13 protein-coding genes and 1 pseudogene are annotated in these 13799 nt (G+C 61.3%); 10 read left to right on the top strand and 4 right to left on the bottom strand.

Annotated elements, in window-relative coordinates:
* The 8 genes from GA0061101_RS31340 (at window position 1) to GA0061101_RS40430 (ending at window position 6804) form a co-directional block, all read left to right on the top strand.
* Window positions 1–309, top strand: coding sequence for a ferredoxin (locus tag GA0061101_RS31340; RefSeq protein ID WP_004120026.1), 309 nt, complete (start codon window positions 1–3; stop codon window positions 307–309).
* Window positions 296–1141, top strand: coding sequence for an SDR family oxidoreductase (locus GA0061101_RS31335; RefSeq protein WP_004120024.1), 846 nt, complete (start codon window positions 296–298; stop codon window positions 1139–1141). Before GA0061101_RS31340 ends, GA0061101_RS31335 begins: the two co-directional genes overlap by 14 nt.
* The gene (locus tag GA0061101_RS31330) at window positions 1141–2484 is read left to right on the top strand and encodes a cytochrome P450 (RefSeq protein WP_028755176.1); all 1344 of its coding nucleotides are present in this window, start codon (window positions 1141–1143) and stop codon (window positions 2482–2484) included. The genes GA0061101_RS31335 and GA0061101_RS31330 overlap by 1 nt, the downstream gene beginning before the upstream one ends.
* A gap of 105 nt (window positions 2485–2589) precedes the next feature.
* Window positions 2590–3588, top strand: coding sequence for a polyprenyl synthetase family protein (locus tag GA0061101_RS31325; RefSeq protein ID WP_004120020.1), 999 nt, complete (start codon window positions 2590–2592; stop codon window positions 3586–3588).
* A gap of 181 nt (window positions 3589–3769) precedes the next feature.
* The gene (locus GA0061101_RS31320) at window positions 3770–5317 is read left to right on the top strand and encodes a hypothetical protein (protein WP_004120019.1); all 1548 of its coding nucleotides are present in this window, start codon (window positions 3770–3772) and stop codon (window positions 5315–5317) included.
* Window positions 5314–6216, top strand: a complete 903-nt coding sequence (locus tag GA0061101_RS31315) for a terpene synthase family protein (RefSeq protein ID WP_004120017.1) — start codon at window positions 5314–5316, stop codon at window positions 6214–6216. Before GA0061101_RS31320 ends, GA0061101_RS31315 begins: the two co-directional genes overlap by 4 nt.
* A 113-nt stretch (window positions 6217–6329) precedes the next feature.
* Window positions 6330–6680: a DUF3768 domain-containing protein gene (locus GA0061101_RS41175; RefSeq protein WP_120764175.1), complete on the top strand. Its 351-nt coding sequence runs from the start codon at window positions 6330–6332 to the stop codon at window positions 6678–6680.
* Window positions 6646–6804 carry a DUF3768 domain-containing protein gene (locus GA0061101_RS40430; RefSeq protein ID WP_015341978.1) on the top strand — a complete coding sequence of 53 codons (159 nt, stop codon included), beginning with the start codon at window positions 6646–6648 and terminating at the stop codon, window positions 6802–6804. The genes GA0061101_RS41175 and GA0061101_RS40430 overlap by 35 nt, the downstream gene beginning before the upstream one ends.
* 85 nt (window positions 6805–6889) lie before the next feature.
* On the opposite strand, the gene GA0061101_RS31305 is transcribed toward GA0061101_RS40430, so the two are convergent.
* Complete coding sequence (locus tag GA0061101_RS31305) at window positions 6890–7366, bottom strand: helix-turn-helix domain-containing protein (RefSeq protein WP_028755177.1); 477 nt, start codon at window positions 7364–7366, stop codon at window positions 6890–6892.
* A gap of 445 nt (window positions 7367–7811) precedes the next feature.
* On the opposite strand from GA0061101_RS31305, the pseudogene GA0061101_RS31300 reads away from it, so the two are divergent.
* Window positions 7812–8270: pseudogene (locus GA0061101_RS31300) on the top strand (Ku protein); the annotation flags it as partial.
* The gene (gene ligD / locus GA0061101_RS31295) at window positions 8267–9331 is read left to right on the top strand and encodes a non-homologous end-joining DNA ligase (protein ID WP_004120011.1); all 1065 of its coding nucleotides are present in this window, start codon (window positions 8267–8269) and stop codon (window positions 9329–9331) included. The pseudogene GA0061101_RS31300 and the gene ligD, both read left to right, overlap by 4 nt.
* Before the next feature lie 949 nt (window positions 9332–10280).
* Here ligD and GA0061101_RS31290 read toward each other — a convergent pair.
* The 3 genes from GA0061101_RS31290 to GA0061101_RS39905 all read right to left on the bottom strand — a co-directional run.
* On the bottom strand, window positions 10281–11276 hold the full coding sequence (locus tag GA0061101_RS31290; RefSeq protein ID WP_004120008.1) for a helix-turn-helix transcriptional regulator: 996 nt from the start codon (window positions 11274–11276) through the stop codon (window positions 10281–10283).
* Window positions 11277–12286: 1010 nt separating this feature from the next.
* The gene (locus GA0061101_RS41170) at window positions 12287–13468 is read right to left on the bottom strand and encodes a DUF418 domain-containing protein (RefSeq protein WP_004120006.1); all 1182 of its coding nucleotides are present in this window, start codon (window positions 13466–13468) and stop codon (window positions 12287–12289) included.
* A gap of 51 nt (window positions 13469–13519) precedes the next feature.
* The coding region (locus GA0061101_RS39905; RefSeq protein ID WP_092576586.1) for a hypothetical protein at window positions 13520–13799 on the bottom strand (280 nt) is incomplete at its 5' end.

Genomic DNA, 13799 nt, shown 5'->3' with positions numbered 1-13799 from the left:
ATGCGCGTCGTGGTCGACCAGGATCTTTGCGGAACCACTGGGCAGTGTGTGCTAACCCTGCCGGGCGTCTTTCGCCAGCGCGAACTGGACGGCGTGGCCGAAGTGTGCGTGGTGACGGTCCCCCAAGCGCTGCACGCCGCCGTGCGGCTCGCTGCCAGCCAGTGCCCAGTTGCCGCCATTTGGGTCGTCGAAAGCGCCGCTGGGGATGGCGAGCCAGCCCGGGCCGACCCTACGCCTTCTCTGGCAGAGGCCGAGCGACATGCCACGAAAGACCAATGCAATCCAGGAGGACACGATGGGACGGTTTGAGGGCAAGGTGGCCGTGGTGACCGGCGCCGGCGCCGGCATCGGGAAGTCATGCGCCCTCGCCATTGCGCGCGAGGGCGGCAGGGTGGTCGTGGCCGACATTGACGGCTCAGCGGCCACCGCGTGCACGGCGCAGATCGCGGCCGAAGCTGGCCACGCGCTGGCCTTGGCCATGGACATCGCCGATGCGCAGGCTGTGGCCGCGCTATTTGAGGCGGCGGAGCGGCACTTCGGTGGGGTCGATCTGCTGGTGAACAACGCGAGCGCCATGCATCTGACCCCATGCGACCGCGCGATCCTCGATCTGGACCTGGCGGTTTGGGATGAAACGATGGCGACTAATCTGCGCGGCACGCTGCTCTGCTGCCGCCAGGCCATTCCGCGCATGATCGCCCGTGGCGGTGGCGCGATCGTCAACATGTCCTCGTGCCAGGGGCTCAGCGGTGACACCGCGCTGACCTCCTACGCCGCGTCGAAGGCCGCGATGAATATGCTGTCGGCCTCGCTCGCCACCCAATATGGTCACGCGCAGATCCGCTGCAACGCGGTTGCGCCGGGTCTTATCATGACCGAACGTCTCCTCGACAAGTTGGACGAGTGCATGCAACGGCATCTGCGCCGGCACCAGCTCCTGCGGCACGTCGGCCGCCCCGAGGACGTGGCCGCGCTGGTGGCTTTCCTGCTCTCCGACGATGCTGCGTTCATCACCGGCCAAGTCGTGTGCATCGACGGCGGCATGCTGACGCATGTGCCGACATACGCCGATGGTGGCAACAGCCGTGCCGCGCGGCCGACCAGTGACACCGCCGAAGCGGCCGCGGCGCCAGAGAGGTAATAGACATGCTGCTCAACCCGCTGAACCGTCGGCACCGGCTGCGGGACGACATCCCGGTCATGCCCGGCGCTTTCCCCCTGGTCGGGCATCTTCCCGCCATCGTTTGTGACCTGCCGCGCCTGCTGCGGCGCGCGGAACGGACGCTGGGCAGCCATTTCTGGCTGGATTTTGGCCCTGCCGGACAACTGATGACGTGCCTGGATCCGGATGCGTTTGCGTTGCTCCGGCACAAGGACGTGTCCTCGGCACTGATTGAAGAGATTGCACCCGAAATCCTTGGCGGAACGTTGGTCACTCTGAACGGTAGCGCGCATCGGCAGGCGCGCGATGGGATCAAGTCGGCATTCCTGCCGAGGGGCCTGACCGAGGCCGGCATTGGCGAGCTATTCGAGCCCGTCATCCGGGCCCGGGTGCAGGCATGGCGCGAGCGCGGTGAAGTAACTATCCTGCCCGAGACCGGCGACTTGATGCTGAAGCTCACCTTTTATCTCATGGGCATCCCCGCCCAAGACCTGCCGGAGTGGCATCGCAAGTACCGGCAACTGCTGCAGTTGATGCTCGCGCCGCCGATCGACCTGCCCGGAACGCCCTTTCGGCGCGGCCGCGCCGCCCGCGACTGGATCGACGCGCAGTCGCGCCAGTTCATCCGCGGCGCGCGCGCGCATGCCGCGCGCACCGGGTTGATCAACGACATGGTGAGCGCGTTCGATCGCAGCGAAGGCGCGCTCTCCGATGACGTCCTGGTCGCCAACGTTCGCTTGCTGCTGCTTGCCGGTCACGAGACCACCGCCTCAACGATGGCCTGGATGGTGATCGAGCTGGCGCGGCAGCCTGAGCTGTGGGACTCCCTCGTCGAGGAGGCGCAACGCGTGGGCGCGGTGCCGACCCGGCACGCGGACCTGTCGCAGTGCCCGGTCGCCGAGGCGCTGTTTCGCGAGACGCTGCGCATGCATCCGGCGTCCTCGCTCTTACCGCGTCGCGCGACGCAGGAATTACAACTCGGCCAGCGGCGCATTCCTGCGGGCACCAGTCTGGGCATCCCGCTGCTGCATTTCTCGACCTCACCGCTGCTGCACGAGGCGCCTGATCAGTTCCGCCTGGCGCGGTGGCTACAACGCACGGGGCCGATCCGGCCGGTGGACATGCTGCAGTTCGGCAGCGGCCCACACGTCTGCATCGGCTACCACCTGGTATGGCTGGAACTGGTGCAGTTCGGCATCGCCTTGGCACTGACCATGCACAAGGCCGGGGTGCGGCCGCGGTTGCTGAGCGACGCTGAAAAAGGCCGGCGCTATTACCCGACAGCACAGCCCTCCATGAAAATCCGCATCGGATTCTCATGAGCTGGCGTCGCAAGCTCCGCGTGGCGTGGCAGCGACGCCGGCAACGCTAAGGCGGTTCGCCGCTCGCCGTGGCCCTCTCCTGTCAGGAACAAGGACATTGACAACATGCAGACCGGTTCCACGCTACACGATGACCAAACTGGCATTTCCGCGCTCGGCGGATTGGGCGCGCAGGCGCCCGGCGCATCCGGCAGGCTGCTGCCGGAGATCTGGATGCAGGACGGCGCAAAGCGGGTCGAACAGGCGCTGACGCGTCTTCTCTGCCCCGAGGACGACGGTGAGACCGAGCTGATGGCGGCGATGCGCTACGCTACCTTGCATGGCGGGAAGCGCACCCGCGCCTTGCTCTGTCTGGCTGCCGGCGAACTGGCCGACACCCCGGCGCACATGCTCGACGTCGTCGGCGCCGCCATCGAGATGATGCACGCCTGTACCCTGGTCCACGACGACCTGCCCGCAATGGACGACGACGTGCTTCGCCGCGGCCTTCCGACCGTGCACGTCAAGTTCGGCGAAGCAACTGCGATCCTGGTCGGGGATGCACTGCAGGCGCACGCCTTCCTGACCCTGGCGAGCCTTGATGCCCCGGGCGACAACCGTATCGCGCTCGTGCGCGAACTGGCGCAGGCAGTGTCCGCCGAGGGTGCCGCAGGCGGGCAGGCCATAGATCTGTCGCTGGTTGGAAAGCACGTTGAGCTGGGCAGGATCTTGGCGATGCACCGCATGAAGACCGGAGCGCTAGTGCGCGCGTCCGTTCGCATGGGCGCACTATGCGCCATCGCGGAGGATGCCGCGAACGCTGAGCTGTACTGTGCGCTCGATCGCTACAGCGCCTGTTTCGGCCTGGCGTTGCAGGTGGTCGACGACATTGTCGACGCGACAGCGGATAAAGCGACCCTTGGCAAGACGCCCGGCAAGGACGCGGCGGCGCAGAAGCCGACCTGCGCGTCGATCATGGGGCTAAAGGCAGCGCGCCAGTTCGTCGCGGATCTGTTGCGCGACGCGGAGGATGCCATCGCCCCGCTGGGGCCGCGTGCGGAACGGTTGGCGCAGATCCTGCAGCGGGCCAACGCATATCTGTTCACGCACGCGCCATGCGCATGAGCGCGCCCGCCCGCGTGGAACCGCCCCTGTGCCGCTGCGATCGGTGGCAGCAGCGGTGCATGCTGTGCGGTTTCCGAGTCCGCGTCGCCGATCGCAGCGGTTGCCTAGCACTGCCGCGGCGCGCACGCGGCGACTGCCCGATTCTGGTTTTTGTCAACCGTCTGCAGAAGGAACATCCCGCGTGAACGCGCTGTCCGAACAGATCCTTTCCGAATTGCGCCACCTGCTGAGCGAGATGAGCGATGGCGGCGGCGTCGGTCCGTCCGTCTACGACACGGCGCGAGCTCTGCAGTTCCGCGGCAACGTCGCCGGTTGGCAGGACGCATATGCGTGGCTCATCGCGCAGCAACAGCCTGATGGCGGATGGGGAAGCGCGGACTTCCCGCTGTTCCGCCATGCGCCCACGTGGGCGGCTTTGCTGGCATTGCAGCGTGCCAATCTTCTTCCCGGTGCTGCCGACGCAGTCCAGGCTGCAACCCGGTTCCTCCGGCGCCAGCCCGATCCCTATGCGCATGCGGTGCCGGAAGATGCGCCGATCGGTGCGGAGCTGATCCTGCCGCAGCTTTGCGGCGAGGCCCCATCCTTGCCGGGCGGCGTGGCGTTTCCGCGCTACTCGGCGCTGTTGCCGTTGCGGCAAGAGTGCCTGGTCAAGCTGGGGGCGATGGCAATGTTGCCGAGCGGCCATCCGTTGCTGCACACCTGGGAAGCCTGGGGGACGTCGCCAACCACCGCATGCCCGGATGAGTACGGCAGCATCGGCATCAGCCCGGCGGCCACCGCCGCGTGGCGTGCGCACGCCGTAGTACAGGGGAGTACGCCGCAGGTCGGGCGCGCGGACGCGTATCTGCAAGCGGCATCGCGGGCGACGCGCAGCGGCATCGAAGGTGTCGTTCCCAATGTCTGGCCGATCAATGTGTTTGAGCCATGCTGGTCGTTGTACACCCTGCATCTGGCGGGGCTGTTCGCGCATCCCGCGCTCGCAGACGCGGTGCGCGAAATCGTTGCGCAGCTTGAAGCCCACCTGGGCGTACGCGGTCTTGGGCCGGCCTTGCACTTCGCCGCCGACGCGGACGACACCGCCGTTGTGTTGTGCGTCCTGCGCCTTGCGGGCCGCGACCCGGCAGTCGACGCGTTGCGCCAGTTCGAAACTGGGGGGCTGTTCGTCACCTTCCCCGGCGAGCGCAATGCCTCGGTGTCGACCAACATCCATGCCCTGCATGCGTTGCGACTGTTGGGAAAGCGCGCCGCCGGCACCAGCGCCTACGTCGAGGCCACTCGCAACCCGCACGGACTGTGGGACAACGAAAAATGGCACGTTTCATGGCTGTATCCCACCGCACATGCGCTCGCTGCGCTGGCGCAAGGCAAGCAACAGTGGCGCGACGAGCGCGCGCTGGCGGCGCTGCTGCAGGCGCAGCGCGACGACGGCGGCTGGGGCGCCGGTCGTGCGTCCACATTCGAGGAAACCGCCTATGCGCTGTTTGCGTTACATGTGATGGATGGGAGGGAAGAACCCATAGGGCGCGCGCGCATCGCTCAGGTGGTGGCGCGTGCGCTGGAATGGATGCTCGCCCGCCATGCGGCGCATAGATTGCCGCAGACGCCGCTGTGGATCGGCAAGGAACTGTATTGCCCGACCCGGGTCGTGCGCGTGGCCGAACTCGCCGGATTATGGTTGGCGCTCAGTTGGGGGCGGCGCGCTGCCGAGGAAGCAGGAGCAGCGCCATGATCCAGACCGAAGGCGCGCTGCAGCAGGTGCTGGAGTGGGGTCGTTCCCTGACCGGGTTCGCCGACGAGCATGCCGTCGAAGCGGTCAGGGGCGGCAAGTACATCCTGCAGTGCATCGACCCGAGCCTGCGAGACATTAGCGTTCGCACGGGCCGCGATCCGCAGGACGAAACCCTGATTGTGGCGTTCTATCGCGAACTGGCGCTGCTGTTCTGGCTCGACGATTGTAACGACCTTGGCCTGATCACGCCAGAGCAGCTCGCCGCGGTGGAGCGGGCGCTGGGACAGGATGTGCCGTGCGCGCTCCCTGGATTCGAGGGCTGCGCTACGCTGCGGGGTTCGCTGGCCGCGCTCGCCTACGATTGTCGTGACTATGCTCAGCTTCTCGACGATACCCGGTACTACTGCGCGGCTCTGCGCGCCGGACGCGCGCAGGCGCAAGGGGCGGAACGCTGGTCCTACACCGAATACCTGCACAACGGCGTCGATTCGATCGCCTACGCGAACGTGTTCTGTTGCATGTCATTGCTCTGGGGGCTGGACATGGCGACGTTGCGCGCGCGTCCGGCGTTCCGCCAGGTCCTACGGCTCATTTCCGCGATAGGGCGCCTGCAGAACGATCTGCATGGACGCGAGAAGGACAGGTCGGGCGGCGAGGCCGACAACGCGGCGATCCTGCTGTCGCAGCGCTACCCGGCTATGCCTGTGGTAGAGTTCCTCAACGACGAGTTGGCCGGCCATACGCGCATGCTGCACCGGGTGATGGCGGAAGAATGCTTTCCGGCGCCGTGGGGACCGCTAATCGAGGCAATGGCGGCCCTCCGCGCCCAGTACTATCAGACCTCCACCAGCCGCTACCGCAATGACGCTGCGGGGGAATGCCAGTGTGCGCAGGCCTAAACGCGCGGCAAGCGGCGACATGCGCGCGCTGCCGTCGGTCAATGGCAAACAAGGATGGGCTTATAGCGATCTGGGAGGAGCTTCGGCATAGGCTTTCGGGTTGACCGGCTGCCATGAGTGGCGGCCTTCCTAAGCAAACCTCGTGTTGCCATCCATGCCGGGCCCGCTCCGATCCGTGTTGGGCAGGACAGGCCTCTCCATTCGCATTCGTGCGGAATGTACCATCGGCGCAATCAACCAACGAAAGCAAAAGCTATGACGATCAACCGCACGCCACGAATCCAGAGCCGGAACGACCTTCTCCGCTCGAGCTGGCTACCGGCAAGGTGCTCGTAACGCAAGGTATCCGCAGGCTTCCCGATCCCACCCGGTCCCGCATTGCCGACGCCGTGCAGGACTTTAACAGCTTCACGCCCGACAACGATCCCCATGACAAGTACGATTTTGGGGGCGATGCTGGCTGATGGACACGAGGTGTTCTGGAAAATCAACTACTACGTCAGCGATATGATGCATGGCTCCGAAGATCCGACCGACGCGATGCAAATCGTCCGTGTCCTCGCGATCATGCTGGCCGAGGAATACTAAGCCGGGGTGTCCTGCCGCGGGTAGAGAGATGCGGCAGCGGCGGGCAAAAGAGCTATACAGAGAAAATCTATCTTTGCTCACATTGTCACGCTTCGGCCGTCTGCTCGCCGGCCTGTTCCTGTTCCTCGGCGAGAATACCGACAATCGAAAGAACCCGGTTCCTGATTCGGGGCGACAGACGCAAAATGCCTTCAATCAGTCGGCGACCGTCAGCCGTCGACAGGTATGCGATACGTTCGTCAATCTCCGCGGCTTCTTGGTGGGGAACTCCGCTGCCCGGCTCCGGCAGGCCTTCGAAAAACCGCGCCACTGGCACATGCAGGCAACTTCCTATTTCATAGAGCATCGAAGCACTGACGCGGTTTTTGCCGCTTTCGTATTTTTGCATCTGTTGAAAGCTGACGCCGACGCCCTTGCCCAACTCGTTCTGCGATAAATTGGCTTGAATTCGGAGAATGCGGATCTGTTGTCCGACGTGGCGATCGACGGGATGGATCCTCGCATCCGATGGCGACGGCCTTTGCCGCGTGAAACTAGATTCGAAGTCTGTGATATCACTCATGCCGGCTCCCTTAAGGTCGCAAAAGGGCATGATAGGGGCAACCAGACGTCTCGACTTTCAAATTTGTGATGCGATTACATATTCTTGATGCGAAATTCACGAGTTTGGCGAGTTCTGCCGCAAAGCACGTCACCCGATTGCGCCCAGCTTTGGGAGCGATTCTGTCCGTCCGCTGCGCCGCGAACGGATCGCCATTGCGCGGTTGGCTGGAACACGTCGACCTTCAAACTGACCAACGGTCTGACAAGACGATACCGACTCGCGTCGAAACGCTTTTGTCGTCCCTTTATAGAACAAGTGTCGCGCCGAAAAATGTACACAATAGGGGATCAACGCTCCCGTTTCCCATCATGTTGGGGCCGATTTCGGCTCCGACAATTGCTGCCGCTGGTCGTCATTCAAGTATATCCGCAAAGGGCCAACGGTCGCACATTCACCCTCCCCTGGACCGGCAGCGTTCAAAGTCTTGCCAGACCCCATGGGCGCAGAGAACATGGTCGGCATATCGAGGCTGGTGCCTTCGCGGCGGGAACGCGCCGTCATGCCCGAGCCATGCGGCAAGGGTATCGTGCTCTGGACGCTGCGCTATGGTGATGAGGTGCGGGATGGGGAAAACTATTTTGCCGCAATCGATGATGAAGAGCCAGAAGCGGAACTGATGCCGCTCGTGCAACAGCTCATCAAGAAACAGACTCAGCGCTGGAGCCCGAAGATGGTCGCCGATCCGATGCAGGAGACGCTGCTTGACATTATCAACACAAAGAAGAAGCAATTGAAGAAACCGTCCAAAGCCATGCCGAAGAAGAAGGCTGAAGCTTTGACGGGCAATGTCATCAACATCATGGATGCGTTGCGCAAGTCCATCGAGAACGAACGGGGTTCAGGGAAGCAATCGACGAGATGACGACAAGACGCAAAGCCTCGATGCCGCTGCTCGACGAATCCGGCTCGACCCTTCAGTCACGCCAGGTGCGAAAGCGCGATCCCGCCCAGCCAAGCCTGCCCTTCGATCCGATGCCCGAGCGCATCGAGCCGTGCCTGGCGCTTTTGAAGCCGACACCACCGAAGGGAGCCGACTGGCTGTTCGAGGTGAAATGGGACGGCTACCGTCTGGCGCTCCACATCCATCGGAAGGATGTGAAGGTCATCACTCGCGGAGGCCACGACTGGACGCACCGCTTTCCGGCAATTGTCGATGCGGCGCGTGCACTCGGGGTCAACAGCGCCATTCTCGACGGCGAAGCCGTCGTGCTTGACAATCAAGGCCGCTCCGACTTCGGGGCATTGCAGCGCTCGCTTGGTGGCCGCGGCGGCAAAAAGGCGTCAGACGAAGCGATCCTATATGCGTTCGACCTTCTCTATCTTGACGGCCACGACTTGACTGGCACCGAGCTTTCGGTGCGGCGGCATCTGCTGGAGGATCTCATTTCACCGACGAGCGACGGCGCCGTTCGCCTGTCGCAGGAGATGGCCTTGGACGGCGAGGTCCTGCTGGAGCACGCATGCCGGGCAGGGCTTGAGGGCATTATCGCCAAGCACCGCGACCGGCCATATCGCTCCGGGCGCACCGGCGATTGGCAGAAGATCAAGTGCATCCAAAGCGAGAGCTTCATGGTCGTCGGCTATGAACAGTCGTCCTCGGCACGCGGCGGCATCGGTAGCCTGCTGCTCGCCGCGCGGAAAGGTTATGATTGGGCCTATGTCGGCTCGGTCGGAACCGGCTTCAACACGAAAGATGCCGAATACCTGCGCAAGACCCTCGATAAGCTGAAGACAGCCAGGCCGGTCGTGCCGCTGAAGGGCAAGAATCTCGTCTTTGCTCAGCCGACAATTATTGCCGAAATCGAGTTCCGCGGCTGGACACATGACGGCAGCCTTCGTCACGCCTCCTACAAGGGTCTAAGGGAAATCCAGGACAACGCCGCAGTCTTCGACATTGCCGAGCGGCCTGCGCCAAGCGAATAGAGCGCTCGAGGCTTTGGGGAGTACCGCATTACCTCCGGGGGAATAGTAGCCTGGCTCTCGGATGGATGGGAGGATTACTGCCAGCAGTTGACCGCCGTATGGAGACGCGGCGACCGTAAACAGGGGCTCGTCTTTCCATAACGCGTCTGACAACATTTCCCGCGTGCCAAGGTCGAAAATCGAACGCATATATGTTTCATTGAACGGATCGGACATATCGTAGTGAAGCTGGCAATCAATAGAGGCTACATGAAGCTTGGCTTCAGTCCGACGGGCATAGCCGTATAAGGCCATCAGAGAATCCCGTTCCTGCGCCTTGACCAACATCGAATATGCCCTTGCCATCACAGGCAACGTGCTGTCCGACATATTGGAGAATTCCGGGATCAGAGCGTTATTGACGATAACATTCAGGTTGATACATCGGCAATCAGGCTCCGTAACGAATCTCTTATATGTCAGAATTGACTAAAGCGATCTGAGAGCTGCCGCTCTGAAAGAGCCTCGATATCCTAGATTATTGCCGGCGGCCGGGGACGTCTGAATGTTTCCAGGCAATGACATTTGTGAGAAATTTTGTTTCTAGATCTGGTGATGTGCGCCAGGTGAATAACGGGTTCGGCCCGATGCGATGGCGCCGGGCAACTATGCTACCCGTTACATCTGGCTCACAACTTTCCTAAGCAATGACAAGCTCTCGGCCATCGACGAGCGACGATGGCGCTCTCGGCTTGACAGTGATCGCGTTATGTATGTTCGCCCCGACCATGGGGGGTCGGAAAGCGCTCTTGGAACGAAGGGTACCTGCGTGGGAATTCAGCCCGAGCGAAATAGCAGGTGCAATTGCCCAGAGAGCTCAGTTTCTCTAGCTGGCAGATCCATCGCCCTCGATCTGTCCATTATCAATCCGCGAACACGCGTCGACATGGAACGGGTGTCAACATGCGCTTTATAACGCCGTAGTCCGATTCTTATCATAGCTGCGCCCTAGATCGTATTTCGGCAGGACGCCGAAAGCCGCACGATACTCCTGAGAGAAGCGGCCCATCTGTATAAACCCCCAGCGACGCGCGATTTCACTGACCGTCGCAGATGGCGTGGCAGTTAAAAGATCGCGACGTGCGCCATCAAGGCGGAGCTGCCTCAGATAAGCCATTGGAGTGACGTTCAAAAAACGTCGAAAATTGATCTGAAGTGCCCGCACGCTGACGCCCGCTGCCGCTGCCATGTCCGCAATCGTGATAGGCATTGCGATATGTGCTCTGGCAAACTCCAGCGCTCTTCGAAGCTGGCGAGGCGCAATGGTCTGCACCGGCGATTTCGTCTGCGAAAACGTGTGAGGCAGATTCTGCACCATCAGCAGACAGAACATCTCTTGGAAGCTCGTCAGGGCAAGGGGAGAAACCTCTAGGTTTTGATCGGCGCAGATCTCATCTCGGAAGAAACGCATGAGTTTTAAAAGAGGTGGCGTCGGTCCCGCTGTCAGGTCCTGCAGGGGAGCGAATTCGAAATCGACAGGTGGCAGGCGTTCGAAGGTGCTGATCAGAGCGGCGTTTACTGCGCTCCTTGGGATGCAGAATCCCTCCGCAACAGAGCCTGCGTGAATGTTCACCGCGGAATAGCGGTCGGCCGTCGTCAGCAGTCCCGTGCAGGGCGTGATAGCATGACTTATGCCGCCTGTTGCCAGGTCATAGCAGGTTCCATGCTCGACAAAGAACATGAAGCCATCATTCTCGATCGTGACGGAAAAGGCGCGGTCCGTTGAAGTCGATCCCGTCCAGCCCACCATCTCGCCGGCGCCATGGACACCGAATGAGAAAAGACCGCGGCTATCGCTACTGAGAGGCCGATAGAAATTGTCGTGCTTTTCACCGTTAAGCCATTCGGAGACCTCACTGGTTGTGAGCGACGTCGCCTCGAGCTTAAGCGTCAGAATTTCGGTCAACTTGCTCCACCAAATTCACTGTTTTGTCGCGCGCTTGGAGTGACGGCAAACAACTGGCCCCCTGTCAGCTTCTAATGAAAAATTGATTGACCTCAAATAGCCATTTCAGGCTATTTCGCGCATGTCTCTTCCTCGGACGAAGCTATTTGACCTTTGAGCAAGCGGGCCGCTCATGGCGCGAGCAAGACGCGTATCAGTGACGACAAACCAAGAAGCAATTCGCCAGTTTCGCTCGCCATGATCGACAGCCTCGGCGATCAGACCGTCTCGGCAACTTCGTCGCCCATCCACTGCTTGTCCTCGGCGATGATATGACAACCGACCACATATCGCCGGCAGGCCAGATATCCGCCGGCAGCGAAGCGGGCAGGCATTTGATCGTCGAGGGCAATCCTGCAGACGACCCTGAACGTCTATGCCACCCGACGCGGAAGCTGGAAAGCGATGGTCAAAGGACTTTCCCACAACGGAATGGCGGCCAACCTCCTCATCGACGGCCGATCCGCGCGCCACACGATCCATAGCGCTTAAGGCGAGGTAGGCCCGTTATGGGAGGTAGGCCAACGATATCAAAAGGCGGACTGGATACGGTGATCGTTGCAGGAGAACGCTAGGGCGCCGGCTCGTCGCGGGATTGGGCTGCAAAGGGCGCCGGTCTCTTGGGCGCCGGGGCGATCCTGATCGAGGCGAAGCTTTCTTGGCTTCCGGATCCGCAGAGCGCTGATGAGCCCCGCAAGGCCCACGCCGCCGCCTTCGCCCGCACTACCGCGGGGTCTCCGACAATTGGATTGGCCAGACGCTTCATTGTCGCGACAGCGTCGTCCTCATCCACCGTCATGAATGCGTCGGCAACACGCGCCAGTATCCGCCAGGCGACAGCGACGGCTCGTAGCATTCGGGCATCGCCACGACGTGTCGGAGACGATAATCCACTCATTGGCCTCGGCGACCCCTGCAGCCTCCTTAACGGAATCATCGTAGGTTCCGGCGACCCTGATCATCTCCGCTCCTCATCTGGCAATCAAACGCAATCCTTGGTCTGACAACATCGTCGCCAGTCGGTGGATGGAGGTTTGGACGCCGGAAACGGTCTTCGCCATCCGGCCGTCCTGCTGCGATGCTCTGTCGAAACAGAAGCTCAGCAACGTAATCGCCGCCATCAGGAGCACTGTGAGCAGAGCCGACTGGGTTATGGTGGTTGGTTCAAATGGCACGCAATAGAGCAGCATGTTGCCAAAGGCGAAGGTGAAGAGGCTCGTGCGACCGAAGAACGTTAGCGATCTCCACAGCGCGGTCGGCGCAATCGACTGGCGCAGGGTAAGCAGGACAGCGGCGGCCGTAACGGCAAAAGCACCGAGAATGCCGGCGGCGAAGTAAAGCGGATGGCTGTCCAGTCGCATGGCCATGTTCCCAAGGCCTCTCTTCGTTTCGCTATCGAGTATCCACGCGCCCGCGATGAGCGACAGTCCGGTGCCAAGGAGCACAAGCCAAGCGCGCCGAGTCATCCCTGCGGCCACACCCGAAGCCGAGCCCATCAGAATTTTCCCGAGGGCCATTCCGGATATGACAAGCGTCATGCCATGCAGGACGGAGGGGCCACCGAGCTTGGCTCCCCCTATTCCGAACAGGAACATCGCGAGACGGTCCACTTCCGTTGGCAAGCCAAATACTACGGGGCTTGGCAGCCCGCGCAAGACCGGATGAAGAATGTGAATGGCGACGGCCAGGATCAGAAGCGGAACTAGGCCCAGGCGATTGCGCGTCCATAAAAGGGCGGGAGCCACAGTCAGTGCGATTGCGTAAAACTTCAGAATGTCAGTGAATGGGGTCACCCCCAGCATGAAGATCGTCGATAGGGAAAAGAAGAACGAGTATTCCGACTTCGCGAAAAAAAGAACGACGACGGAAAGACTGTATAACAGCCAGCATTGAATGGCCCGCGACCACAGACGAGCGATCGATATACTGCGCTTGTCGGTATCAAATCGTGGTCTGTATACGACTTCAAGCATCGTTCCGAAAAGAACAATGAACGTTGGCGTTGCAAGCGCCATCATTAATTTAAGACCATCAACATAGGCTCCCTTAAAAACGTCTGCCAATTTGGACACCGCCAAGACGTGACTTCCCATAGCCAGGAAAATCGCACATGAACGAGCCACATCGATCCCAACTATCCGATTTATCTTCATATTTACTCTCATGCTCCGGCAATTCGGCGCCTTGATTTTCAGTTTCGACCTCTAATAAGCATCTCCGAAAGATCGGTAAAATTGATTGGTTGGATCGCAATGATCTAAGCAATGGATGGTGGAAGGCGTTTTGAGGGTCTTCGCGGGCAGTTTCACTCCTGTCCTTGGCGTAGCGCGACAAATCACGCCAACAGCCGGCGCGCCATTTTTCAAAACTCTCCTCTGCGAAGCGGTCCGATCGTGTCCCATGGAGTGGTGTAGCTTGATTTCATAGCCATCGGTGATTTCCGGTAGGGTCGGGTTGCTTAGAGCCAACCTGAGGGACACCACC

Source organism: Martinezella lusitana, from assembly GCF_900094565.1.
In the GTDB taxonomy this organism is placed as follows: domain Bacteria; phylum Pseudomonadota; class Alphaproteobacteria; order Rhizobiales; family Rhizobiaceae; genus Rhizobium; species Rhizobium lusitanum.
The sequence above is the reverse complement of the archived record's forward strand: the minus strand, read 5'-3'. Positions and strand labels throughout refer to the sequence as shown.

What these genes read in the sequence shown, in the direction of transcription:
- GA0061101_RS31340 (WP_004120026.1), top strand. Translation starts at nt 1, where the DNA reads ATGCGCGTCGTGGTCGACCAGGATCTTTGCGGAACCACTGGGCAGTGT.
- GA0061101_RS31335 (WP_004120024.1), top strand. Translation starts at nt 296, where the DNA reads ATGGGACGGTTTGAGGGCAAGGTGGCCGTGGTGACCGGCGCCGGCGCC.
- GA0061101_RS31325 (WP_004120020.1), top strand. Translation starts at nt 2,590, where the DNA reads ATGCAGACCGGTTCCACGCTACACGATGACCAAACTGGCATTTCCGCG.
- GA0061101_RS31315 (WP_004120017.1), top strand. Translation starts at nt 5,314, where the DNA reads ATGATCCAGACCGAAGGCGCGCTGCAGCAGGTGCTGGAGTGGGGTCGT.
- GA0061101_RS41175 (WP_120764175.1), top strand. Translation starts at nt 6,330, where the DNA reads ATGAGTGGCGGCCTTCCTAAGCAAACCTCGTGTTGCCATCCATGCCGG.
- GA0061101_RS40430 (WP_015341978.1), top strand. Translation starts at nt 6,646, where the DNA reads ATGACAAGTACGATTTTGGGGGCGATGCTGGCTGATGGACACGAGGTG.
- GA0061101_RS31305 (WP_028755177.1), bottom strand. Translation starts at nt 7,366, where the DNA reads ATGAGTGATATCACAGACTTCGAATCTAGTTTCACGCGGCAAAGGCCG.
- ligD (WP_004120011.1), top strand. Translation starts at nt 8,267, where the DNA reads ATGACGACAAGACGCAAAGCCTCGATGCCGCTGCTCGACGAATCCGGC.
- GA0061101_RS41170 (WP_004120006.1), bottom strand. Translation starts at nt 13,468, where the DNA reads ATGAAGATAAATCGGATAGTTGGGATCGATGTGGCTCGTTCATGTGCG.